20 protein-coding genes are annotated in these 22,716 nt (G+C 69.6%); 11 read left to right on the forward strand and 9 right to left on the reverse strand.

Annotation, left to right across the window (positions count from 1 at the left end; all coding sequences use genetic code 11):
• Nucleotides 1–177 precede the first annotated feature (177 nt).
• Nucleotides 178–1,197: a LacI family DNA-binding transcriptional regulator gene (locus AB0J16_RS47365; RefSeq protein ID WP_358552523.1), complete on the reverse strand. Its 1,020-nt coding sequence runs from the start codon at nt 1,195–1,197 to the stop codon at nt 178–180.
• A gap of 396 nt (nt 1,198–1,593) precedes the next feature.
• Between AB0J16_RS47365 and AB0J16_RS47370 the strand changes: the two genes are divergently transcribed.
• The 5 genes from AB0J16_RS47370 (at nt 1,594) to AB0J16_RS47390 (ending at nt 7,248) form a co-directional block, all read left to right on the forward strand.
• On the forward strand, nt 1,594–2,928 hold the full coding sequence (locus tag AB0J16_RS47370; protein ID WP_358552525.1) for an extracellular solute-binding protein: 1,335 nt from the start codon (nt 1,594–1,596) through the stop codon (nt 2,926–2,928).
• A gap of 103 nt (nt 2,929–3,031) precedes the next feature.
• Nucleotides 3,032–3,997 carry a sugar ABC transporter permease gene (locus tag AB0J16_RS47375; RefSeq protein ID WP_358552527.1) on the forward strand — a complete coding sequence of 322 codons (966 nt, stop codon included), beginning with the start codon at nt 3,032–3,034 and terminating at the stop codon, nt 3,995–3,997.
• On the forward strand, nt 3,994–4,899 hold the full coding sequence (locus tag AB0J16_RS47380) for a carbohydrate ABC transporter permease (RefSeq protein ID WP_358552529.1): 906 nt from the start codon (nt 3,994–3,996) through the stop codon (nt 4,897–4,899). The genes AB0J16_RS47375 and AB0J16_RS47380 overlap by 4 nt, the downstream gene beginning before the upstream one ends.
• Nucleotides 4,900–4,952: 53 nt before the next feature.
• Complete coding sequence (locus tag AB0J16_RS47385; RefSeq protein WP_358552531.1) at nt 4,953–6,461, forward strand: alpha-N-arabinofuranosidase; 1,509 nt, start codon at nt 4,953–4,955, stop codon at nt 6,459–6,461.
• A 469-nt stretch (nt 6,462–6,930) separates the two neighbouring features.
• On the forward strand, nt 6,931–7,248 hold the full coding sequence (locus tag AB0J16_RS47390) for a hemerythrin domain-containing protein (protein WP_358552533.1): 318 nt from the start codon (nt 6,931–6,933) through the stop codon (nt 7,246–7,248).
• A 43-nt stretch (nt 7,249–7,291) separates the two neighbouring features.
• Here AB0J16_RS47390 and AB0J16_RS47395 read toward each other — a convergent pair whose 3' ends face one another.
• Nucleotides 7,292–8,827: an AAA family ATPase gene (locus AB0J16_RS47395; RefSeq protein WP_358552535.1), complete on the reverse strand. Its 1,536-nt coding sequence runs from the start codon at nt 8,825–8,827 to the stop codon at nt 7,292–7,294.
• A gap of 262 nt (nt 8,828–9,089) precedes the next feature.
• Complete coding sequence (locus AB0J16_RS47400) at nt 9,090–9,944, reverse strand: NAD(P)H-binding protein (RefSeq protein ID WP_358552537.1); 855 nt, start codon at nt 9,942–9,944, stop codon at nt 9,090–9,092.
• A gap of 100 nt (nt 9,945–10,044) precedes the next feature.
• Here AB0J16_RS47400 and AB0J16_RS47405 point away from each other — a divergent pair, with 100 nt between their 5' ends.
• Entirely contained in the window at nt 10,045–10,500 is a 456-nt protein-coding gene (locus tag AB0J16_RS47405) for a MarR family winged helix-turn-helix transcriptional regulator (RefSeq protein ID WP_358552539.1), read from the forward strand.
• 60 nt (nt 10,501–10,560) lie between these two features.
• A complete protein-coding gene (locus tag AB0J16_RS47410) occupies nt 10,561–11,082 on the forward strand; it encodes an NUDIX domain-containing protein (RefSeq protein WP_358552541.1) in 522 nt (173 codons plus the stop codon).
• Between the two features lie 30 nt (nt 11,083–11,112).
• On the opposite strand, the gene AB0J16_RS47415 is transcribed toward AB0J16_RS47410, so the two are convergent.
• Nucleotides 11,113–12,318, reverse strand: coding sequence for an MFS transporter (locus tag AB0J16_RS47415; protein ID WP_358552543.1), 1,206 nt, complete (start codon nt 12,316–12,318; stop codon nt 11,113–11,115).
• 59 nt (nt 12,319–12,377) lie between these two features.
• Here AB0J16_RS47415 and AB0J16_RS47420 point away from each other — a divergent pair, with 59 nt between their 5' ends.
• The 3 genes from AB0J16_RS47420 (at nt 12,378) to AB0J16_RS47430 (ending at nt 15,605) form a co-directional block, all read left to right on the forward strand.
• Nucleotides 12,378–13,397, forward strand: a complete 1,020-nt coding sequence (locus AB0J16_RS47420; RefSeq protein WP_358552545.1) for a winged helix-turn-helix domain-containing protein — start codon at nt 12,378–12,380, stop codon at nt 13,395–13,397.
• A gap of 56 nt (nt 13,398–13,453) precedes the next feature.
• Nucleotides 13,454–14,236, forward strand: coding sequence for a phosphotransferase (locus AB0J16_RS47425; RefSeq protein ID WP_358552547.1), 783 nt, complete (start codon nt 13,454–13,456; stop codon nt 14,234–14,236).
• Nucleotides 14,237–14,405: 169 nt separating this feature from the next.
• Nucleotides 14,406–15,605, forward strand: coding sequence for an aminoglycoside phosphotransferase family protein (locus AB0J16_RS47430; protein ID WP_358552549.1), 1,200 nt, complete (start codon nt 14,406–14,408; stop codon nt 15,603–15,605).
• Between the two features lie 31 nt (nt 15,606–15,636).
• On the opposite strand, the gene AB0J16_RS47435 is transcribed toward AB0J16_RS47430, so the two are convergent.
• From AB0J16_RS47435 to AB0J16_RS47445, 3 genes are read right to left on the reverse strand one after another with little or no spacing between them, the layout of a single operon-like run.
• The gene (locus tag AB0J16_RS47435) at nt 15,637–16,128 is read right to left on the reverse strand and encodes a hypothetical protein (protein WP_358552551.1); all 492 of its coding nucleotides are present in this window, start codon (nt 16,126–16,128) and stop codon (nt 15,637–15,639) included.
• Entirely contained in the window at nt 16,125–17,600 is a 1,476-nt protein-coding gene (locus tag AB0J16_RS47440; RefSeq protein WP_358552553.1) for a HAMP domain-containing sensor histidine kinase, read from the reverse strand. Before AB0J16_RS47440 ends, AB0J16_RS47435 begins: the two co-directional genes overlap by 4 nt.
• A 7-nt stretch (nt 17,601–17,607) precedes the next feature.
• Nucleotides 17,608–18,282 (reverse strand): response regulator transcription factor, encoded by a 675-nt coding sequence (locus AB0J16_RS47445; protein WP_358552555.1) that lies wholly within the window; start codon nt 18,280–18,282, stop codon nt 17,608–17,610.
• 224 nt (nt 18,283–18,506) lie between these two features.
• Between AB0J16_RS47445 and vanY-N the strand changes: the two genes are divergently transcribed.
• Nucleotides 18,507–19,079: a D,D-peptidase/D,D-carboxypeptidase VanY-N gene (vanY-N, locus tag AB0J16_RS47450; RefSeq protein ID WP_358552557.1), complete on the forward strand. Its 573-nt coding sequence runs from the start codon at nt 18,507–18,509 to the stop codon at nt 19,077–19,079.
• A 24-nt stretch (nt 19,080–19,103) separates the two neighbouring features.
• Here the strand turns inward: vanY-N and AB0J16_RS47455 are convergent, their stop codons facing one another.
• Both AB0J16_RS47455 and AB0J16_RS47460 read right to left on the reverse strand, forming a co-directional pair.
• Nucleotides 19,104–20,585 carry an alpha-N-arabinofuranosidase gene (locus AB0J16_RS47455; RefSeq protein ID WP_358552559.1) on the reverse strand — a complete coding sequence of 494 codons (1,482 nt, stop codon included), beginning with the start codon at nt 20,583–20,585 and terminating at the stop codon, nt 19,104–19,106.
• A 3-nt stretch (nt 20,586–20,588) separates the two neighbouring features.
• On the reverse strand, nt 20,589–22,715 hold the full coding sequence (locus tag AB0J16_RS47460) for a family 43 glycosylhydrolase (RefSeq protein ID WP_358552561.1): 2,127 nt from the start codon (nt 22,713–22,715) through the stop codon (nt 20,589–20,591).
• Between the last annotated feature and the right edge of the window lies 1 nt (nt 22,716).

The raw sequence follows: 22,716 nt of genomic DNA on the forward strand, positions 1-22,716 counted from the left end.
GTGATCTGGCGCCCGGACGGCGTGGTCGCCTGCTGGTGAACAAGGCGTTCAGTCCCTCGGCCATGGTCGGCGACGCGACCGTTCGGCGCGTCCTGCGCTCGCGCCGCTTCGGCCCGGCGCCCCGGCATCTCGACACGTCCTGCCGGATCTTCTGGCGCTCTCGAGGCATGGGCTTTCCTAGCTGCGTCCGAGGGTGCTCTGGCGGGGGATCAGCCGGTGCTTGGCGAGCAGCTCGATGCCGGCAACCGGCTGGGGGCCGCTGATCCGCATGATCAGTCGCTCGACCGCCAGTTGGGCGATGGCGGTTTTGTCGGGGGAGATCGTGCTGATCGTGGGGTGGCTGTAGCGGCCGTCCTCGATGTCGTCGTAGCCGATGATGGCGATGTCCTCGGGAACGCGCAGCCCGCGCTCCAGGATGGTGTGGATGGCGCCGGAGGCAACCAGGTCGCTGTAGCAGAACACCGCGTCGGGAGGGTCATCGCGGTCAAGGAGCGCGGCCATCGCGGTCGCGCCGTCGGCCCGGTTGAACCGGGGGGTTCTGATGATCAGTGACTCGTCGACCGGCAACTCGGCTGCGGCGTGCGCGTTGTGAAAGCCGCGCGTGCGCAACTGGGCTGCTTCGCCGGTCGCGTACGGCTGGTCGCCGATGGCCGCGATGCGTTTGCGGCCGAGTGAGATCAGATGTGAGACGGCATCCTGCGAGGCGGCGACGTCGTCGATTCCGATGTGGTCGAACGTGCCGTCGCAGACCCGTTCGCCGAGCACGACCAGGGGCAATGACAGGTCGCGCACGGACAGGTCCTGCTGGGACAGGCCGAGCGGGCTGATGATCATGCCGTCGAACAGGAAGCCTCGGGAGCCGCGCCTGATGAGCTCGCCCTCGTGCTGCCGGTCGCCGTCCGTCTGGTCGATGAGGACGTTGTAGCCGCTCTTGCGCGCGGCCGGAATGATGGCCTGTAAGAGTTCGGCGAAGTACGGGGTGTCCAGGTACGGCACGACGACCGCGATCTGACCTGAGCGGCCGTTGGCGAGGTTGCGGGCGAGTACGTTCGGCCGATAGCCGAGCTCGGCGATGGCGCGCTCGACCTTCTCCCGGGTGGCCGCCGTCACGTGGGCGTAGCCGTTGACCACGTTCGAGACCGTGCGGGGCGAGACCCCGGCGAGCTCGGCAACGTCACGCAGCGTGGCGTCCCGCACGAGGTTCCTCCTGAGTGTAGGGGGCACTCATGTGCCCTGATGTAACGATCATATTTCGGAGATATTGCCTCTTGCCAGAGCCGGAGGGTCAGTGCATAGTCCTTTGCAGCGCTGCAAATGCCAACATACAACACACCTTGCCCAGCGTGGGAGCTTCCCCTCCCCGCGTCATCCGCCGCGCGAGCGCGACATTGCATGCTCCATCCGCCGAGAACCTGTCCGGTGGCATCGACGGCCACGGTCCTCCGGATTGTTCCCGACCGAGTGCGCCCGTAGGCGAGCGTGCAGGGATCGTGTGCGCACCGCCGCGCGGATCGCAGGCCGGCAAGTTGACCCAGGAAGGTCGGAACATTGAGCTTTAGGAACAAGATGGCGCTTCGACGTCTTGTGGTCACGATGTCCATCTCGTCCATCGCCCTTGGCGCGGCCGCCTGCGGAAGCGGTGGAGACGGCGGTGGCACCGCCGCCAAGGCCAAGCCGACGAACTGCACCAACAAGATCGTCCGCCCGGATGCCGCCCGCGTCACGGTCTGGGCCTGGTACCCGAACATGGCCAAGGTCGTCGACAACTTCAACAACGCGCACACCGACGTGCAGGTTTGCTGGACGAACGCTGGTCAGGGCGCCGCCCAGTACGCCAAGTTCCAGACGGCGATCGCGGCGAAGAAGGGCGCGCCCGACGTCATCATGCTGGAGAGCGACCAGTTGGTCGGCTTCGAGATCCAGGACGCCCTGGTCGACATAAGCGCCTATGGCGCCAACGAGGTGAAGGCCAACTTCAGCGACGGCGCCTGGAAGGACGTCTCGCAGGGCCAAGCCGTGTACGCGATACCGGTCGACGGCGGCCCGATGGCGATGATCTACCGCACGGATGTCTTCGAGAAGTACGGGATCAAGACGCCGCCGAAGACCTGGGCCGACTACGCCGAGGCCGCCGCGAAGGTGAAGGCCGCGGGCGGCCCGCTCTTCGGCGATCTCGGCAGCAACGTGCCGGCCGTGGTGACCGCCCTGATGATCCAGAAGGGCGCCAAGCCGTTCACCTACGACCTGGCGAACAAGCAGAACATCACCATCAAGCTCGACGACCAGGCCACCAAGGACGTGCTGAACTACTGGGCCGACCTGGTCGGCAAGAAGCTGGTCGGCACTGCGGACCAGTTCACCACCGACTACATCGCCGGTGTCGTCAACGGCAAGTACGCGACATACGTCTCCGCGGCCTGGGCCCCCGGATACCTGACCGGAGCCGGCGTGGGCAGCGGCGCGTCGAAGGGCAAGTTCGCCGTGGCGCGGCTGCCTCAGTGGGATGTCAACGCGCCGGTCTCGGTGAACTGGGGCGGCTCCGCCTTCGCGGTGACCTCGCAGGCCGCGGACAAGAAGGCCGCGGCCAAGGTCGCGACGGGCCTCTACGCCGATGACGCGTCGCTGACCGACGGCTGGAAGACGCAGACCATCTTCCCACTGAACCAGAGCGTGCTGAAGTCCGACGCTTTCATCAACAACAAGGTCGAGTTCTTCAACGGCCAGACGGCGAACAGGGACATCTATCTCCCCGCGGGGGACGCCTACCAGGGCGCCACGTACAGCCCCTTCACGGTCTACTACTACGCCCAGCTCCAGGCGCAGATCGTGAAGATCAACAGCGGCAAGACCACCGGCGACCAGGCGGCTACCGATCTCCAGGACATCATGGTCAAGTACGCCAAGAGCCAGGGCTTCATCGTTCAGTGATCCGCCGACCGGACGGGCGCCCGCTGCTCTGCTCCGCGCAGTCGGCGGTCGCCCGACCCTCGCTCGTGACACGACGACGCCGCAAAGGGAGACGCGAACCGCCATGGCCCTCACCCGATCGACACCACCCACACCGCTACGCGCAAGCACCGGCACGCGGGACCGAGCCGCCTCGGCGCCACCAGGCCGCCGACTGGCGCGGCGTGGCGCCGTCGGCTGGCTGTTCATCCTGCCGTTCCTGGTGGTGTTCCTGGTCTTCCTGATAGCGCCGCTGCTCTACGCGGGCTACCTGAGTCTTTACACCAAGGGACTCGCGACCGGGACCACCTTCGCGGGCATCGACAACTACATCCGCGCGTTCACCGACCCGTCCTTCCTCACGGGACTGTGGCTGGTGCTGCGGTTCAGCCTCGTGGTCATCCCGCTGCAAATGATCGTCGCGCTGGTGGCGGCACTCCTCTTCGACGAAATCACCGGCCGGCTCGCCCGCTTCTCCCGCCTGATGATCTTCCTGCCGTACGCGGTGCCCGTGGTGATCGGCGCACTGATGTGGGGCTTCCTCTACAGCCCGAGCTTCGGGCCGCTCGAGCAGATCTTCTCGCTGTTCAACACCCAGGCGCCGTTCATGCTCAGCCAGGGCAACATCTTCTACGGTCTGCTCAACGTCGTCACCTGGCAGTGGTCCGGCTATTACATGGTCATCATCTACGCCGCCTTGAAGGGCATCGACTCCTCGATCTACGAGGCGGCCCGGCTCGATGGCGCCACCAGCCTGCAGATCGCGCTGCGCATCAAGGTCCCGATGGTGTCGTCGGCGTTCGCGCTCATCCTGATCTTCTCGCTGATCGGCACCCTGCAGTTCTTCACCGAGCCTCAAGCGCTCGGGCCGATCGCCAACGGCTCGGTGACGCCGGACTACACACCCAACATCTACGCCTTCAATCTGGCCTTTACCTACGCCCAGTTCAACTATGCCTCGGCGATCTCCTTCGCGTTGGGATTCGTCGTCTTCGTGGCGGTCGCGATCTTCATGTTCTTCACCCGCAAGCGAGGGAGCATCTTCACGTGAGCACCGCATCCACCACGAGCGGGTCGAGTCCCCGCCATGTGTCCACCGGGCGCGGGCGGCGTCCCCGCCACGTCTTGGCGAAGCTGCTCATGCTTGCCCTGGTCTGCTACTTTCTCGTCCCGGTCTGGTGGCTCATCGTCGCCAGCACCAAGAACGCCGAAGGGCTGTTCTCCGGTACGGGCGCCCTGTGGTTCAACGGCTTCCACCTGTTCGACAACCTGCGGGACCTGTTCACCTTCAACAACGGCGAATACCTGCGCTGGCTGGGCAACTCGGTGCTGTACGCGCTGGCCGGCGGGATCGGTGCGACGATCATCTCGGTGCTGGGCGGATACGGATTCGCGAAGTACAGGTTCCGTGGGCGCAACGTCGTCTTCGCGCTGGTGCTCGGCTCGGTCATGGTGCCGCTGACCGCCCTGGTGATCCCGACGTTCGTCATGATGTCCAACGCCGGGCTGACCGACACGGTGTGGGCGGTCATTCTGCCCTCGCTGCTCAGCCCGTTCGGCGTCTACCTCATGCGCGTCTACACCGCGGCGTCCGTGCCCGACGACCTGCTCGACGCGGCCCACATCGACGGTGCCGGGGAACTGCGTACCTTCTTCCAGGTGGCGCTGCCGCTGATGCGGCCCGCGGTCGTGACCGTGCTGCTGCTGTCGGTCGTCTCCACCTGGAACAACTACTTCCTGCCGCTGACGATGCTGTCCGACGCGAAGCTGTACCCGCTCACCGTGGGCATCGGCCTGTGGTCGCAGCTGGCCAGCTCGAACAACGGCGGCGGTCAGTCGCTCTGGAGCCTGATCATCGTCGGCTCCCTGGTGTCCGTCATCCCGCTCGTCATCACCTTTCTCACCCTGCAGAAGTACTGGCAGGGCGGGCTGACCGTGGGCAGCCTCAAGTGAACCTCCCGCCCGACGCCACTCATGACCACATCCCCTCGATCTCTGGGAGATCCGTGCTTTCCGCGACCCTCACCCTCAACCCCGCCTTCACCATCGCACCGGTTTCCCGCCGCACCTTCGGCTCCTTCGTCGAGCACATGGGCAGATGCGTTTACACCGGCATCTACGAACCTTCACACCCCACCGCGGACGCCGACGGCTTCCGTGCTGACGTGCTCGCACTGACCCGCGAACTCGGCGTCTCGCTCGTGCGCTATCCCGGCGGCAACTTCGTCTCGGGCTACCGCTGGGAAGACGGCGTCGGCCCGGTCGCGGACCGGCCCGTGCGGCGCGACCTGGCCTGGCACAGCCTGGAGACGAACGAGGTCGGCATCGACGAGTTCATGCGCTGGGCGCGCAAGGCCGACGTCGAGGTCATGTACGCGGTCAACCTCGGTACCCGCGGCGTGCAGGAGGCCCTGGACGTACAGGAATATCTCAACCATCCCGACCGGACCCGCTTGGCGCTCATGCGCCAGGCCAACGGATCCGCGGAACCGTACGGTGTGACCATGTTCTGCCTCGGCAACGAACTCGACGGCCCCTGGCAGACCGGGCACAAGACCGCCCGAGAGTACGGTCGGCTCGCCATGGAGACGGCCCGGGCACTGCGCAGCGCCGAGCCGTGGCTGGAACTGGTGGCCTGCGGCAGTTCCAGCTCCTCGATGCCGACCTTCGCCGCCTGGGAGGCAGAGGTCCTCGAGCTGACCTACGACGCGGTCGACTACATCTCGGCGCACGCCTACTACGAACCGATCGACGGTGACCTGGGCAGTTTTCTCGCCTCGGCGGTCGACATGGACCACTTCATCAACAGCGTCGCCGCCACTGCCGACAGCGTCGGCGCCAAGCTGAAGAGCCCCAAGCAGCTCAAGATCTCCTTCGACGAATGGAACGTCTGGTACCAAAGCGCCTTCCAAGCCACGCAGGAGACCGACTGGCAGGTCGCCCCCCGGGTCATCGAGGACTGCTACAACGTTGTCGACGCCGTGGTGGTGGGCAACCTGCTGATCTCACTGCTGCGGCACAGCGATCGGGTGACCGCCGCCTGCCAGGCTCAGCTGGTCAACGTCATCGCCCCGATCCGCACCGAGCCCGGCGGTCCCACGTGGCGGCAGACGATCTTCCACCCGTTCGCGCTGACCTCCCGCCTCGCCCGCGGCGAGGTGCTGCGTGTAGAGACACAGGCGCCCAGCTACCCGACCGCGCGGTACGGTTCGGTGCCCGTCCTCGACGCCGTGGCCACCCACGACGCCGAGACCGGCGACGTCACGGTCTTCGTCGTGAACCGGCACCTCACCGACGGCATCGACCTGGCGGTCTCACTGGCCGGCTTCCGCCCGGGCTTGCGGGTGTCGGAGTCGTACACCCTCGCCGACGAGGACCTGTATGCCACGAACACCATGGACGACCCCGACCGCGTCGTCCCCAGCGCAGCGAAGGACGCGGACGTCACCGACGGCATCTTGCGGGCAAGCTTGCCGCCAGTGTCCTGGACCGCGATCCGGCTGTCCGTCGACTGACCCGCACGGCCGAGGACGGACACGACGGCTGCGACCGGCGGGGCGTTCTGGAGCACCGTCGTCCAGCCAGGCGACTGGTGCCAGCGACGCCCCGGTCGGTCCGGGCACCGGGCATGCCGATGAGCGTGTGCCCTGTCCGGGTCTGTCAGTGCAGCGGGTGAACCGCGACCGCGCCGTACCACCCGCTTCCCCATTTCCGCACCGACACATTCAGTAGTTGCGTCCGGGTCATGGATTCACCGCAGACTGGTCGTCGAGTCCAGGACGACGCGGCCCGGGAGATCGGCCGGGCGACGGCCCTGGACGGCTGGCGCGGCAGCGAGGTGCTGCCCGGCACCGACGAGCGGGAGCGCCGACGGTTCGGACCGCCCCTTCACGGCCGGTGCATACATTCGGCATACGATCTGTGGCCGGCGGATGCCCATCGTTTGTAGACGCGACCATCTCCCGCCGCTCCTACGCTCCCGGCATGCCGACCAACACTGAGGCCGTGGCCGTCACCGAGACCCGCCTCATCCACGAATTCCACCGCCGCGCCACGACCTTGCTGTCCGAAGCCGCGCTCCGGCCCTCCGTTCCCCTCGCGGCGCTGGCCGAGCTGCGCGAGTTCCTGGTCAAGAACCTGCGCCACCATCACGAGACCGAGGACCACCAGCTGTGGCCGATGATCGAGCCTGCCCGCACACCCTCGCTCGGCGACCGTGGTGTGGCCGGAGGCGGGGCATTTCCTGCACTGGAACAGCCGGAGAGGTTCGTCGAGGTCGTGCTGTCCGAGTGGGGCTGCTGACAGGATCGATATCCGGTCGGCGGGTGAGTCGTTCGGGCGGCCGTCACACACGCAGAAGGGTGATCTGGCGCCCGGACGGCGTGGTCGCCTGCTCGAAAGCGCCTCGTTCCTTCCAGGATGGGGCTTCGGGTCGCCGGTCGAAGACCACCAGCACGCCGGTGGTGAGGGTGAGCCGGTCCAGGTAGCGGTCGAGCTGGGCGAGGCCGTCGGGCTTAGGGTCGTCTCCCTTCGCGCGCCAGACCTTGAGCTCCATGGCTTCCCGTTGCACCAGTCGTTCGCCTTCGGGGCCGGTGTAGGGCCAGCGGACCAGTACGTCCAGGCGCTTGGTGCCGGCGGCGTACTCCCGGTCGAGTTGGCCTCCGCCGTTGACCAGCCGGTGCAGGAAGGCCATGAGGATGATCTGGCAGGCGGCTTCGTGGTATCCCTCCTGCTGGATGAGCACTTCGCCGTGTTCGCGCCAGAACACGACGAACTCCTCCAGCAGGCGCGGCAGGTCGAAACGGCCGTCCGGCAGCACGAAGCTGTGCGGATCGGCCTTCACGAACCGCTCCGTGCGATCGCCCAGAACCCGTAGCAGGACTTCTCGATAAATCGGGTTGGCGATCTCCAGGTCCCTGGTCCCTCGGATGAGGCCCAGATCATGAACGTAGGAGACGTCATCATCAAAGGAAGTGTCCGTGCCTGGCCACGTTCCCGCCACGATCGGTTCGATCACCCGCTCCACCCGGGGTTCGTGCAGCCGGGCCACGAGTGTGTCCAGATGGGTGGCGCGTGCTCGGATCAGCCGCTCCTTGGCCTCGTCGACCTGGGCGGTGGTGATGGCGCCGCGCATCTCCATCTCAATGGAGACCTCATTGGCGAGGGCGTTGACCAGCCACGGTTGTCCCTGGGTCAGCTCGAAGACCCGGTCCACCGCGTCCTTGGTGAACTCCTGGCCGGTCGCCCGCGTGTGCTGGCCGTACAGCTCGGCGATCTGATCGGCGGTGAAGTCGCCCAGGCGCAGCGACTTGGCGACGATGTTGAACGGGCTGGCAGGGTTGGACCGGCTGGGTTCGCCGCCTGAGGCGACCTTGTAGTCCCGCAGGTCGCGCAGCCCGCACAGCGCCACGGACGTGGGGAACGGCTGGCCCTCTGGCCGTGCGTTGTGACCGTCGCGGAGCTGGCTGAGGATGCTGACCAGGCTGTTGCCCTGCAGGGCGTCGATCTCGTCGAGGAACAGCACCACCCGGCGCGGGCAGCGGCGGCACCACTCGCTCAGCGCCGAACCGAAGCGGGTGCCCGCTGGGGCCTGCGGCCACGGATCCGGAGGCAGCAGCTCCTCTGGCCACCGCGAACGCGCGGCGGCTTCGCGGAGGGACTTCAGCAGGATCGTCTCCGCGGCGGCGTAGTCGTCACCGGCCGACTTGGCGCGCTCGCAGGAGAGCATCAGGGCGGCGGTGTCGCCTTCGGCGGTCAGCTCGGCCGCCAGGGTGCGTAGCGCGGTCGTCTTGCCGGTCTGGCGAGGCGCGTGCAGCACGAAATAACGGTCCATCTCGATGAGCTCGCGCGCCTCTGGGAGTCGCTCCGCAGGGGGCAGCATGTGGTGGCGCTGAGGGTCGCACGGACCGGTGGTGTTAAAGAATCTCGCTCGGGGTGGCCGCATGGTCACATTCTGCCATCACCTTGCCGTTCGCGTCCGGCCAGTCGGAACCACGCCGATGCGCTGTTCTCGTCGTGTTCGAATTCCCATGCGTCGGCGAGCATGTCCACCGTTGATCAGCAGGCCGCGCCCATCGGCGCCGAGCCGGAGAGACGCCGTCCCAGTGACGGTGTCTCCCCGGACTACTGCGGCTTCATGCGGATCAGGTGGTCCGGAAGGCGTCGGCATTGCGTGCGCACCAGTCGGCAAAGGTGCGGGGTTTGCGTCCGAGCAGGCGTTCCACGGTGTCGGTGCGGAATCCGGCGGTGTCGGCGCGCATGAGGTGGAACCCCTCGGTGACGGCCTCGGCCAGCGCCGGAGGTGCCCCGTTGGGGAATCGGGAGGCTACGGCCTCCTCCGCGGTGGTCACCGGCCGGATCGTGATGTCCCGGCCGGCCGCCGCGGCCAGGATCTTGACCTGTTCGGCGATGGTGAACAGTTCCTCGCCGGTGATGACATATTCCTGGCCTTGGTGGCCGTCGCCGGTCAGGGCCAGGGCGGCTACGGCGGCGATGTCGGCGGGGTCGATCGGCGCGTATCGGCCGGGGCCGACCGGATCGAGGACATAGCCCGCCTGGTGGATGGTGGGCAGCCAGTCGAAAGCGTTGGTCATGAAGCCGCCGGGCCGCAGGAACGTGGCCGGGATGCCGGAGGCCCGGATGGCTTGCTCGCGTTCGTGGTGCCAGCGGCCCATCGCGGGCATCGGGTCGCCGAGCACGTTGAACGAGGACAGGTGCACGATATGGCGCACTCCCACGGCTTGGGCAGCGGCGACGGCGTGCCTGGTGTGGTCGAGGCCGATGCCGGGGGTGAGCAGGAACAGCCGGTCGACTCCGGCGAAGGCGGGCGGCAGCGTCGCCGGGTCGCTCAGGTCGGCCACGACCCGTTCGGCCCGCTCGGGCAGCGTGGCGGCGCGGGCCGGGTCGCGGACCAGGACGCGGAACGGCGCGCCGAGTTCGTCGAGTTGGCGGACGAGCTCGCGGCCGATGTTCCCGGTCGCACCGGTGACCAGTATCATGAGGACTCCTAGATCGTGTACCGGTTAATGATTCGGCAGAACGTTAACCGGTACATGATCTGGCTGTCAATCGCGCCGCGACATCACCGGAGGCCTCGCCGTGCCCGAGTTCCTGGACCTGCACAGCAAGATGTCGAAGGCGCTGCGGGCAGCGGCCGAGACGGCCGTGCGGCGCCACGGACTGCACCTGGGGCAAGATCACCTGCTTGCGGTGCTGTGGCGGCAGGACGGCCGCACCCCGGGCGAGGTCGCCGCCGCGCTGAACGTCACCACCCCCAACGTGGTCAAGGCGGCCACCCGGATGACCACGGCCGGCCTGCTCACCCGGCGCCGCGACGACCGCGACAACCGGCTGGTCCGGCTGTGGCTCACCGACGCCGGGCGTGCCCTGCAGGCTCCCATCGAGAGGGAACGTCGGCTGCTCGAAGAGCAGGTCACCGCCGACCTCACCGAGGCCGAGCGCGAACATCTGCTCAACGCACTGACGAAGATCCACAGTGCGGCGGCCGCCCTGCTGGACGCCCCCATCGATGACCGCGACTCGGCCACCACCTGACGCTGCGACATACGTCGCTTGTGAGGCCGTGTTGTCAGTGCGGGCTGAGATCGTGCCTCTGTGAGCGAACTGGTTGAGCATGTCGATGAGCATGACCGCGTGCTGGGAGTCGTCGAGCGTGAGGAGGCAGAACGCGAGAACTGGCCGCACCGCATCGCGGTGACGATCTGCCGTGATCGCGAGGGGCGGATCTTGGTGCTGCGACGGGCCCGGACGTTGTCCCGATTCCCGGGCCACTACGACGTGTTGGTCGGCGGTGCCGTGGACGTGGGCGAGTCGTATGAGGAGGCGGCGGTCCGCGAGCTGGCTGAAGAGCTGGGCGTTCGTGTGCGGGTGCGCTTCCTGTTCAAGTTCCTTTGCCGGGAAGGGATCAGCCCAGTCTGGTTCGGGGTGCATGAGGCCGTCGTGCCAGAGGTCCTGGTGCCGGACTCGGGTGAGATCGACTGGCTGGACTGGCTGACAGTGAGCGAACTGCTTGATGTCGTTGATCAATGGTCCTTCGTCCCGGGAGGACGGGAAGCTCTGCGCCGATATCTGCGGTCCGGATTCGGCAGCGGTGCGGGCGAGGTGGGAGCGGGGTGATCGGCGATGCCGTTCGGCACTGGGCCGCGGTCAGGGTCGCTGCCTGGGCGACAGCGTTCGCCAGGACATCAGGGCGGCGATGGCCGAGGCCGCGCCGGCCAGTGCGACGACCAACCCCGGGGCCGCGACTTCGCCCAGCGCGCCGCCGGCCGCGGCGGCCAGGCCCTGCAGCGTCATCGTTCCGGTCAGCAGCAGGCCGAACGCCTGACCGCGGTGCGTCTCGGGCACCGCGTCGAGAAACCTGCGGGCCAGCCCGAGCTGGTAGGCGACGCCGAAACCGGACACTGTCATCAGGATGGCGGCGTATCCCGGCGCGGGGTGCAGCGCGAACCCCAGCAGCGGCAATCCGAGCGCCAGCGCGAGGGGGCCGGCCAGCCGCTCCCGACCCGCGGGGCGCACCAGGCGGCCGACGACCAGGTTGCCGGCGAACATCCCGGCGGCGACCGCCGCGAACAGCAGACCGGCCGCGTCAGGCGCGCCGGCCCGCGCGGCGTACGGGACCAGCACGCCCTCGGCGCCGACCATCAGCGCCGGTGCCAGCCATTGCGCCAGCAGCAGCGCCCGGACCGCGGGCCGGCGCAGCAGCGCCCGGTTCACCTGCCAGGTCTCGCCGATGCCGGCCGAATTGCCGGTGCGGCGGCGTGGGTGGTCGGCCAGGCGCAGCCGCAGCAGCCCTGCCGAGGCCAGGCAGGTCGCGGCGGTGATCCAGAGCGCGCCTGGCGCGCCGACAGCGGCGATCAGCATGCCGCCGGTGGCGAAGCCGAGCACCTGGGTGCCGCCGGCCGCCATGGAGAACACGGCACGGCCGAGCACATAACGGTCGCCGTCCAGCAGATCGGGCAGAAGGGCGGTGCGCGAAGCGGCGGCGCTGGGTATACCCGTGACGAACACGAGCGCCAGCATGGCCGGTACCGGCAGTAGACCGGCGGCCAGCACGGCGCTGACCGCGGTGCGCAGCACCTCGTAGCCGATCATGACGGTGCGCGGCGGCCAGCGGTCGGCGAAGGCCAGCAGCAGCGTGCCGCCCAGGGCATAGGGCAGGAAGCCCGCCGCGTACGCCAGCGCCGACATCAGCGGCGACCCGGTCGCCGCGTAGACGGTCACGGACAGTGCGAGCATCCGCACCGTCTCGCCGACGAGGAAGAGCGTGTAACTGCCGAACAGCACGCGGAACTGGCCCACGGCGAACACCTCGCGGTAGGTGGCCGGGCGTGGCGCGACGGACGTGGTGGTCATGGCCGACAGCATCACGGCGGCCCGGCCATGCTGGCTATGCTTTCGCGTGGAGGCTAAACATGCTGGCCATCGAGGTGGGGCCCGTCGACGTGGCGCGTACCCGCTACGCGATCTCGCCGCTGGGCGAGGCGATGCAGGCGCTGCGCGTCGCGGCCGGCGTGCAGGCCGCCGGCCCGCTCCGGCCGTGGACCGAGCGCATCGCGCCCCGGTACGAGGAGCTGCGCCGGCAGGTGCCCGCGGTCGGGGCGCTGACGGTGCTGTTCCGTCGCGGCGGCTACAACGCCGACTTCATCCATCCGCCGCCGTCGGGCTCCGGTGGCGACTTCGCCGCTGAGCTGGCCGCCGTACGCGCCACGCCGCTGCGCCGCGCACGCCTGGAACTGGCCCGCAACCTGGCGGGACTGCGGACGCCGCCACGTTACGTGCGGCGCGTCCTCGACGCGCCGGACGTGGTCACCCGGCTCGCGGACGCGCTCGAGGCGAGCTGGCAGGCGCTGGTCGAGCCGGACTGGCCGCGGCTGCGGACGGTGCTGGAGCGTGACCTGGTCCGCCGCGCCGGGCACCTGGCCATGTACGGCTGGGCGGCGGCGCTGTCCGATCTCGACCCGCGGGTGAGCTGGCGCTCCGAGGGGCAGGCCGGGACCATCGAGGTGCGTACAGGCTCGCGTACCGAGTGGGACCGGTACCGGCTGGCCGGCAAGGGCCTGCTGCTGATGCCGACGGTGTTCGGCACTTTGATCAGCTATGTTGAGCCGCCATGGCCCTACGCCCTGGTCTATCCCGCCCGGGGCATCGCGGACCTGCTCGGCCCGGTGGCGCCTACACCGGGCGGTGCGGCCCTGAGTCGGCTGGTCGGCCCGCGCCGCGCGGACGTGCTGCGCGCGCTGGACGTACCCGCGACGACGACGCAGCTGGTCGCCCAGCTCGGCCTGAGCCTGGGCACCGTCGGCAGCCATCTGGCGGTGCTGCGCGATGCCGGTCTGGTCACCCGCACCCGCGCCGGCCGGGCCGTCCGCTACGAGCACACGCCGCTGGGCGCGGCCCTGGCGGCCCGCGATCAAGCAGCCGCCCGCGAATAACTCGTGGCGACGTCGGTGGCCATCCCGCGACAATGGTCGACGTTGAGGAGGTCGACATGGAGCAGGTCGACGTAAAACAGGTCGACATAAAAGAAGTCGACGTAAAAGAGGTCGAGGTCGTCGTCGCCCATAACGAGCGCGCGACCCTGCGCGTCGGCGACGTGTTCCTGAAGATCGACGCCGATCAGACGCGCAGCGACGTCGAGGTCGAGGCGATGGCCATGGCACCGATCCCGACTCCGGAGGTCCTGTGGCGCAAACCGCCCGTGATCGCACTCGCCGCCCTCCCAGGGACGGCGCTCGGCCGTCTCGGTGAGCCGTCGGCCGCGTCGTCGGCGGCGTGGGCCGCGGCGGGTGCCGCCGTACGGCTGCTGCACGACGCGCCGCTGCCGCCATGGCCCGGCCAGAGCATCGACGAGATCGCAGCGCGTCTCGACGGCGAATGCGAGCGGCTTGTCTCGAACGGCGTCCTTCCCGCCGACCTGGTCACGCGCAACCGCCGGATCGCCGAGGCCGCGCTCCGGCCGTGGAAGCCGGTGTTCACGCACGGCGACCTGCAGGTGACCCACGTGTTCGTCGATGGTGATGAGATCACCGGCGTGATCGACTGGTCCGAGGCGGCCCAGGGCGACGCCCTGCATGACCTGGCCATCTTGACGTTCGGGCACGAGGAGCGCCTTGGTGACGTCGTCGCCGGCTACGGCACCGACGTCGACCTCGACGTGATCCGCGCGTGGTGGTCGTTGCGCAGCCTGGTGGCGGTCCGCTGGCTGGTCGAGCACGGCTTCGACCCCTTCTTGCCAGGCTGCGAGGTCGACGTGCTGAGATCCCGGATGTGAGGCCGCACAAGCCCGACGGCCACGAGTGCCGTCGCGAGATTCACGTGGTGCGGCCCGGCCGGGCATGAGGTTCACGTGGTGCGGCCCGGCCGGGCATGAGGTTCACGTGGTGCGGCCCGGCCGGATATTCCGTGGCGGACGTCGCGGGGGAGCGATCACACTGGGCGCAATGGACAGGACAGTCAGCGCATGGGTCACATCGGGTGGCGATCGGCTCGGTGTCATCGGCCCGTTCGCAGTGAATGTGCCGTGGTGGGCCGAAGTGGAGCCGGTCGTCGCGCACCTGCGCCAGGCGCTCGGCGTGGACGTCCTGGTGCTGCGCCTGCTGGAGGTGGATGGTGGCGAGGGCGGCCGTGGTGGTCATGTGATCTATCACGTCGAAGCGCTGGAGCGGCCCGCCCCCGGCCGGCTGACGGGTGCGCTGCCCGCCGATCATGCGGTGCTGGACAGGCCCGAGCCGCTGCGGACGCCGTGGGCGCGGATCGACGGGCTGCGGGAGCTGTTCAGCTGGGCGGCGGACGCGCTGAGGGCGGCCGGGCGACCGCTGACGGGGCCGATCCGGCAACGTAAGACCTGGAATCTGGCCGGGCTGTTCCTCCTGCCCACCGCCCAAGGACCGCTATGGCTGAAGGCCACGCCCCACTTCGCCACCGACGAGGCCACCGTCATCGACGCGTTCGCGGCCCTGGATCCGGGCCTGGTTCCCACGGTCGTGGTGTCGGGACCGCGGCGCGTCGTGCTGGAGCACCTTCCCGGCGAGGACTGCTGGGACGCTCCCGTCGAGATCATCGACAGCGCCGTGACGCGACTGGTCGCCGCCCAGGCCGGCTTGGCGGGTGTGATCCTGCCCGGAGTGCCCGACAGGCGCGGAACCGCCGTCGCCGACCGGGTCCGCGACCTGCTAGCCGGTGACGTGGGCCGCGAGCTGACCGCCGAGGAGTTGGCGGGGGCCTACGAGCTGGTCGAACGGTGGCCCTTGCTGGCCGAGTGCGGCCTGCCCGACACGATCGTGCACGGTGACTTCCACCCGGGAAACTGGCGCAGCGACGGCGGCCCGCCGACCGTGGTGGACTTCGCCGACGCGCACCTCGGCAACCCGGCGCTGGACGGAATACGGGCTCGCGACTGGCTTCCTCCCGCCGGCCGGCCCGCCGCCGCCGCGGCCTGGATCGCGGCCTGGACCGCCCACGTGCCCGGTTGCGACGCGGCGCGCGCACTCGCGATCGCCGAACCGCTGTCCCATCTTCACTACGCCGTCCGCTACCAGGAGTTCCTGGACGGCATCGAACCGTCGGAGCGGATCTACCACCTCGACGACCCGGCCACCAGCATCCGCGCCGCCCTGCGTGCCGCTGTGATCATGGGCTGACGATTCGACCGATGACCACGCGGGCGTACCGTTACCCCGGGCAGTTCCGGCGGCCGATGTTCTGTCCGGCACCGACGACGGAGACCCAGACAGGGCTTTCCGGTGCCGTGGCGGCGGCCGTGCACACGATCTGCGCCACGGCCAATGTGGACAGTTTGCCGGCCGGAGTGGACGGGTTCACCGCCCAGTGGCCGGGCTGACGGCCTGGCGCGGCGGTCACCGAGAACGGGGCGGCTTCGGGCGGCACGTCGGTGGTGAGTCCTTGCGCCCGTTCGCTCGCGGTGGGTCCGGCTGCCAGCAGCGCGAGCGTGTCCCCTTGGGACAGTGGCGGACCGGGCCGCGTCACCGCGCTGAGCCGGCCGTTCTTCAGCAGGTAGAGGGTGGTCGTCGGGGTTCGTGCGACGGGCCCGCTCGGCGGGGCGCCGGCGCGGATGACGTCGGAGGGCCGCACGCCGCAGCCGGCCACGGCGACGAGCGATACGAGGCCCGCGGCGAGCACGCGGCGGGCGAGCCCGGTCCTCACTCGGGGCCTCCGTCCTGATCGTGCGCCCGGCGTGGCAGGCGCAGCGTGAAGATGGCGCCGCCGTCCGGGGCGTTGGTGACGGTGAGGTCGCCTTGGTGCAGGCGCGCGTTCTCCCGCGCGATGGCGAGGCCGAGACCGCTGCCCTCGGACCTGGCCCTGGCCGCGCTGGCCTTGTAGAACCGGTCGAACACGTGCGGCAGCACCGCTTCCCTCAGCCCCGGTCCGTGGTCGCGGACCTCGAGAGCGAGCCATCGCGGGTCGGCGGAAAGCCGGACCGACACCGGTGGCTCGCCGTGCCGCAGGGCGTTGCCGACCATGTTCGCGAGGATGACGTCCACTCGGCGTGGGTCCAGCCGGGCCGTCACCTCGGGTGGCAGCTCGGTGTGCACCTGCTCCGTCCAGCCCCGGGTACGCAGGGTCGCGCCCACCAGCTCGGCCACGTCGATCTCGTTCAGCGCGAGGGCCGCGACGCCGGAGTCGAACCGGCTGATCTCGATGAGGTCGTTCACCAGCCCGGTGAGGTTGAGCGTCTCCTGGCTGACCAGCCTGGCGGCCCGGCCGGCGGGCTCGGGCAGCTGGGCCGCCTCCTCGTCGAGGACGTCGGCGACCGCGGTGAGCGCGGCCAGCGGGGTGCGCAGCTCGTGGGACACGTCGGCCACGAACCGGCGGGCGTCGGCCTCCATCTCGCGCAGCTGCTTGACGTGCCGTTCCAGCTCCGCGGCGGTGTTGTTGAACGTGCGTGCCACGTCGGCCAGCTCGTCGGAGCCGCGGACCGCGATCCTGGTCCGCAGGTCGCCCTCGCCCAGCAGGCGTGCCGCCCGGCCGAGCTCGCGCACCGGGCGCAGCACGCCACGGGTGGCCAGCAACGCCAGGACGACCGCGAACGCCAGGGCCGCCCCGCCGATGAGCCAGGCGAACACGGTGAGCTGGTCGATGCTGCGTTGTTCGGCAAGCAGGCTGCGCGCGGCGTACACCTCGATGCCGGACACCCGGGTCGTCCGGTCCGGCTCGGTGATCAGCAATGGCGCGCCGATGATCAGCCAGGGCGTGCCCTGCCGCACCACGCGTTGCCACGCGATCTGGCCGTCGGCCACCGCCTGCCGCAACTGCGGGGAGATCACCCCGAGATCCAAGGCCAGAACCCTTCCGCCCGGCCTCAAGCGCCCCGGCGGGGCGATCGGCGAGTGCGTCTCGCGGTACATGGCGACCGCGTACTCCACGCTGTCCTGGTCGGGCACGGCGGCGGCGATGTCGTCGAGCTCGTCCGGGCCCGGCACCGGACTCCGCAACGGGTAGAGCGCCGCCAGGCGGCTTCTCATCGTCTGCACCGTGGCATCCTGGGCGCGCTGCAGGATGTCGTTGCGGGCTTGGACGTAGAGCCCGCCGGCCACCGCCGCCGTGGTGACCACACACAGCAGGGCGAACGCGAACAGCAGCCGGGTACGCAGCCCCAGATTCGGCCGAAATGTCACGGGCGGCCTATACCGGCCCGAACCGGTACCCGAACCCACGCACCGTCTGCACGTAGACCGGCGCCGCCGAGTCGTCCTCGATCTTCGCGCGCAAGCGCTGCACGCACGCGTCCACGAGACGCGAGTCGCCGAAGTACCCCTGCTCCCACACCGACTCCAGCAGCTGCTGGCGGCTGTGCACCCGGCCCGGCGTGCCGGAGAGTTCGAGCAGCAGGCGCAGCTCGGTCGGGGCGAGGCTGACCGGTACGCCGCGGTTGACGACCACCAGACCGGCCCGATCGATGGTCAGGTCCCCGTGCCGCTCCAGCTCCGCCTGGTCCCGGCCGATGCGCCGGAGTATCGCGCGAATGCGTGCTTCGAGCACCCTGGGCTGCACCGGCTTGACCACGTAGTCGTCGGCGCCCGCCTCCAACCCGGCCACCACGTCCATGTCGTCGCCGCGCGCGGTCAGCATGATGATCGGTACCTCACGGGCGGCCCGAATGCGGCGGCAGACCTCGAACCCGTCCATGCCAGGCAGCATCAGATCGAGCACGACGACGTCGGGAAGATCCGCACGCAGCCGGTCCAGCCCCTCCTCGCCGGACTCCACGGCGCGCACCCGGTGCCCCTGCCGGGTCAGGGCCAGCTCAAGGCCCTCTCGTACGGCCGGGTCATCCTCGATCAACAACACTCGCGACACGCCGCCGAGTATCACAGCACGCTCCGTAACTTGCCTGTCGGTCAACCCCATCCACTGTCGGCCGGTCGTGTCCCCGCCCCGTCCGCGCCGTGTCATGGTTGTGTCACGATTGCGCCTACGGTCGCGCCGACGGTCGCGCCTGCTCGCGCCGACGGTGGCCGCCGTCGAGAAACGGTGACATGCGGCTGACAACGCACGCACATTCGGCGTCAAGCCTAGTCGCCATGAACGAGCCACGCACGATCCCACCTCGGCCCCGAGATCGGCTGTACGCCGCGCTCACGCTGGTGCTCGCCGTGCTCCTGCTGCCCGCGGCGTTCGCCCGCCGTCCCGGCCGCGCCCGCGAACTGGCCTGCCGCTGGGCGCTGTGGATGCGATTCCCCGCCGAGGACCTCACCGGGCTCACCGACGGCGCCATGGCGGCGTTCAGCGCGGCGCGCACCGAGGCGCTGTGGCGTCATGGCCAGCTCATCGGCCTCACCTCGGGATACCGCGATCCCGTTGTCCAGCAGCGGATGTTCGACGAGGAGGTGCGCCGCTCCGGCTCCCCGGCCTCGGCCCGCATGCTCGTGTTACCCCCTGCGGAATCCAGTCACGTCAAGGGCATCGCGCTGGACGTGCGCCCGCACGAAGGCGCGCGCTGGCTCGAGGAACACGGCGCCCGCTACGACCTCTACCGCATGTACGACAACGAGTGGTGGCACTTCGAGCACCGCCCGGACAGGTGCGGCACGCCACCACGTCGACGACCCCACCCCGGCGTGGGCTACGTCATCGAGAACGGGGGTCAGACGTAGCCCATGCGCTACAGGGCGGAGTGGTTATCGCTGATCGCGCAGACTTTCGCACTCCGCGAGGATCATCGTCCACGAGGCGGCGGGCAGCCGCGCCGTCAGCCGGTCGCCGTCAGCCTGTACGGCCAGCGGCCCCGGAAGGGCCTCCACCCGGTGCGGGTCGTCCCCGGCGGCGATCACCGAGGCCGACACCGGCCGGACCGCCGCCGGGAGCCGGACGGAGAGGTCGAGGTCCTGGTCGGGCGACCGGTTGACGGCGAACAGCGCCACCTGGGACCCCTCGACGGTGGCCACCGCCGACAGCGCGGGCGCCTCGCCGTGCCGTTCGGTCTCCAGGAGCGGCCCGGACGGCTCCACCCGCAGTACGGTGCCGCGCGCGTGCCGGGCCGTCAGCGCGAACGGGTGGAAGATCGTCTGACGCCAGGCCGGGCCGCCGGGCTCGGTCCTGATCGGCGCGATGATGTTGGCCAGCTGCGCCTGGCAGGCGATGCTCACCCGGTCGGCGTGCCGCAGCAGAGTGATCAGGAAGTCCCCCACCACCACGGCGTCCGCGGCGGTGAAGGTGTCCTCGATCAGCTCCGGCGCCTCCTGGAACGGCGAGCGCTCGCGCCCGGTGAACCGGCTCTGGTTCCAGACGTTCCACTCGTCGAAGGACAGGTTGATCTTCTTCTTGCGCCGGAGCTTCGCCCCGATGTGGTCGGCCGTGGCCACGATGGCCGAGATGTAGCGGTCCATGTCCACGGCGCTGCAGAGGAAGCCGGGCAGGTCGCCGTTCTCCTCGTAGTAGTTGTGCAGCGACAGGTAGTCGACCGCGTCGTAGGCGTGTTCGAGCACGGTGGCCTCCCACGCGCCGAACGTCGGCATCCCGCTGTTGGAGCTGCCGGACAGCACCAGCTCGATGCCGGGGTCGACGAGCCGCATGGCCTTGGCGGTCTCGTTCGCGAGCCGTCCGTACTCGTGCGCGGTCTTGTGGCCGATCTGCCAGGGTCCGTCCATCTCGTTGCCGAGACACCAGAGCTTGATCCCGTACGGGTCGGTCACTCCGTGTTTGACCCGCAGATCCGACCACTGCGTGCCCGAGGGGTGGTTGGCGTATTCGAGCAGGTCGCAGGCCTCCTGGATGCCCCGGGTGCCGAGGTTGACGGCCATCATCGGCTCCACCTCGGCGGCCCGGGTCCAGGTCATGAACTCGTTGAGCCCGAACGCGTTCGTCTCGATCTGCCGCCAGGCCAGGTCCAGCCGGGAGGGCCGGTCGGGGCCGACGCCGTCCTCCCAGCGGTAGCCGGAGACGAAGTTGCCTCCCGGGTAGCGGACCACGCTCACGCCCATCTCGCGGGTCAGCTCCAGCACGTCGGTGCGGAAGCCGTTCTCGTCCGCCGCCGGGTGGCCCGGTTCGTAGATGCCGGTGTAGACGCACCGGCCCATGTGCTCGACGAACGAGCCGAACAGGCGCCGGTCGACGGGGGCGATGCGGAAGGAGGGGTCAAGGGTCAGGTGTGCTTGTGGCACAGGTCAGGCTCCTCGGTAGACGCGTACGTAGTCGAAGTCGGCGTTGATGGCCGGCTGGGCCCCTCCGTGGGCGATCAGGCCGACGCGCACGGCCGTGTCCTTGGGGAAGGTCCACACGCCGCCCCAGGTCCAGGTCTTGCCGTCGCGGCTGGATCCGGCGCGGAACTCGTGCTCCCCGTTGGCCGGGTCCACGTGGTGCGCCAGCCGCAGCCAGGTGGTCTTGGCGGGCGGGCCGACGATGTTGCCGCCGTAGGACAGGCGGTCGGCGAAGGTCAGCTCGCGGCCGTACTCGACCTGGCGGGTGTTCCAGATGGCGACCTGGGACAGGCGGGCGAAGTCGTCGTCGGAGGCGTAGGCGATCAGCCCGGCCTGCTGGTAGTTGCGGACGGCGTCCTCGCCCAGGTCGAGCGTGACCTTGGTCTCCACGACGTAGTCGCCCTTGGGGGCCTCGCGCAGCAGCGCCGACGCCTTGTTGCCGGCCCCGACCAGGTCGGTGCCCTGGACGGGCCAGCGCAGCATGCCCTCTTCGGTCTTGGCCGCGGTGTCCTGCCGCACCCAGGTCCAGCGGGAGTCGAGCGGCCCGTTGAACTCGTCGGCGTCCAGCAGCCTGCCCGTACGCGGCGTCGCCGCCGCCTTGGTGACGGCCTTGAACAGCGGGGCGGCGGAGACGTTGTCGAAGTCGGCGCCCCCGTCGGTGACCAGCCCGATCGGGCCGTTGGCGCGGCCGGTGACGGTGACGCTAGCCTGCGGGTCACGCAGCCGGGCCTCGGTCACCTCGGCGGTGATCGTTCGTCCCTTGACGGTGACGGCCAGGTTGTGCCAGGTCGAGGCCCCTCCGGGCAGCGCCACCGTACGCGACGCGCCGCCCGAGGTGAGCGTCAACCCGTCGCGCGAAACGACCGCGGTCGTGCCACCTATGCGAATCCCAGCGGACTTGTCCGTCTTGAGGTCGGTCTCGACGCGTATGTCCCCGCCGAGCGACTTGCGGCTGATGAGCGTGCCCTGGCCACGGACATACCCATCCTGTACGGTCCAGCCGGCCGTGTTCCGCCAGCCCGACAGATCGCCCGCGAACCGATCGTCCACGACCCCCCGGGTCACCGGCGTCTCCCGCGACTGCTCGGAAGGCCCAGCCCCCGCGCGCACGGCCGGCCAGCCGTCGATCCAGTCCAGCCGGTCCAGCAGCATGGGCCGCTCGTTGATCCCGTACGGCTCGTCCAGGAACGGGTCGTTTCGATCGATGGCGTGGTAGAGCATCCAGTCCTGACCGGAAAGGTCGGTGAGCTGGGCGTGGTGGCCGGTGCCGATGAAGCGGTTGCCGTTCTGGTCCAGGACAGGGGTGCCACCGGCGCGCGAGGCCAGCAGCGGCATGCCCTCGCGGTCGACGAACGGCCCGCGCGGGCTGGTCGAGCGCCCGGCCAGCACCGAGTAGCCGGTGGTCGGCCCGGCGCAGCAGTTCGCCGAGGAGCCGAGCAGGTAGTAGTAGGCGTCGTGGCGTACCACGTACGCGCCCTCGAACTTGTTGTCGATCGCGACCTGTTGTGGCTGCCCGGTGGCGCGCAGTCCGTCGGCGGACAGCTCGGTCACCCACAGGCCGCCGAAGAACCCGCCGAAGTACAGGTACTTGCGCCCGTCCACGTCGGTGAACTGCGCGGGGTCGATCGTGTTCCAGTAGGAGTTGCCCGAGGGGCGCGGGGCGACGACCGGGGCGTCGATGTGCGTCCACGGCCCGGTCGGCGTGGGTGCCGTGGCGGCGCCGATCGAGTAGTCCCAGTTGGCGGGCGTGGTGGCGGTGTCGGTGACGGTGAAGTACATGACGTACCGGCCGTCGAGGTAGCGGATGTCCGGGGCCCAGAACAGGCTGCCCGGCGCCGCGTACGACGGCAGGTTGTCCGGCCCGAACGCGTCGCCCACGTAGGTCCAGCTGACCAGGTCGCTGGAGCGGGAGATCGGCAGCCTGTGCAGGACCTTCTCGCCCTCGCGCAGCGGGTCCGAGGTGCCGTAGGAGTACCAGTAGCCGTCCTGCCCGCGGATCACCGACGGGTCGGCGAAGGTGTCGGAGAAGGAGTTGGACACCGGATTGGTGAAGAGGGAGAGGATCAGTGTGGCGATGACAGCCAATGGGTGCATG

This window comes from Nonomuraea sp. NPDC049750 (assembly GCF_040659625.1).
Taxonomy (GTDB): Bacteria; Actinomycetota; Actinomycetes; order Streptosporangiales; family Streptosporangiaceae; genus Nonomuraea.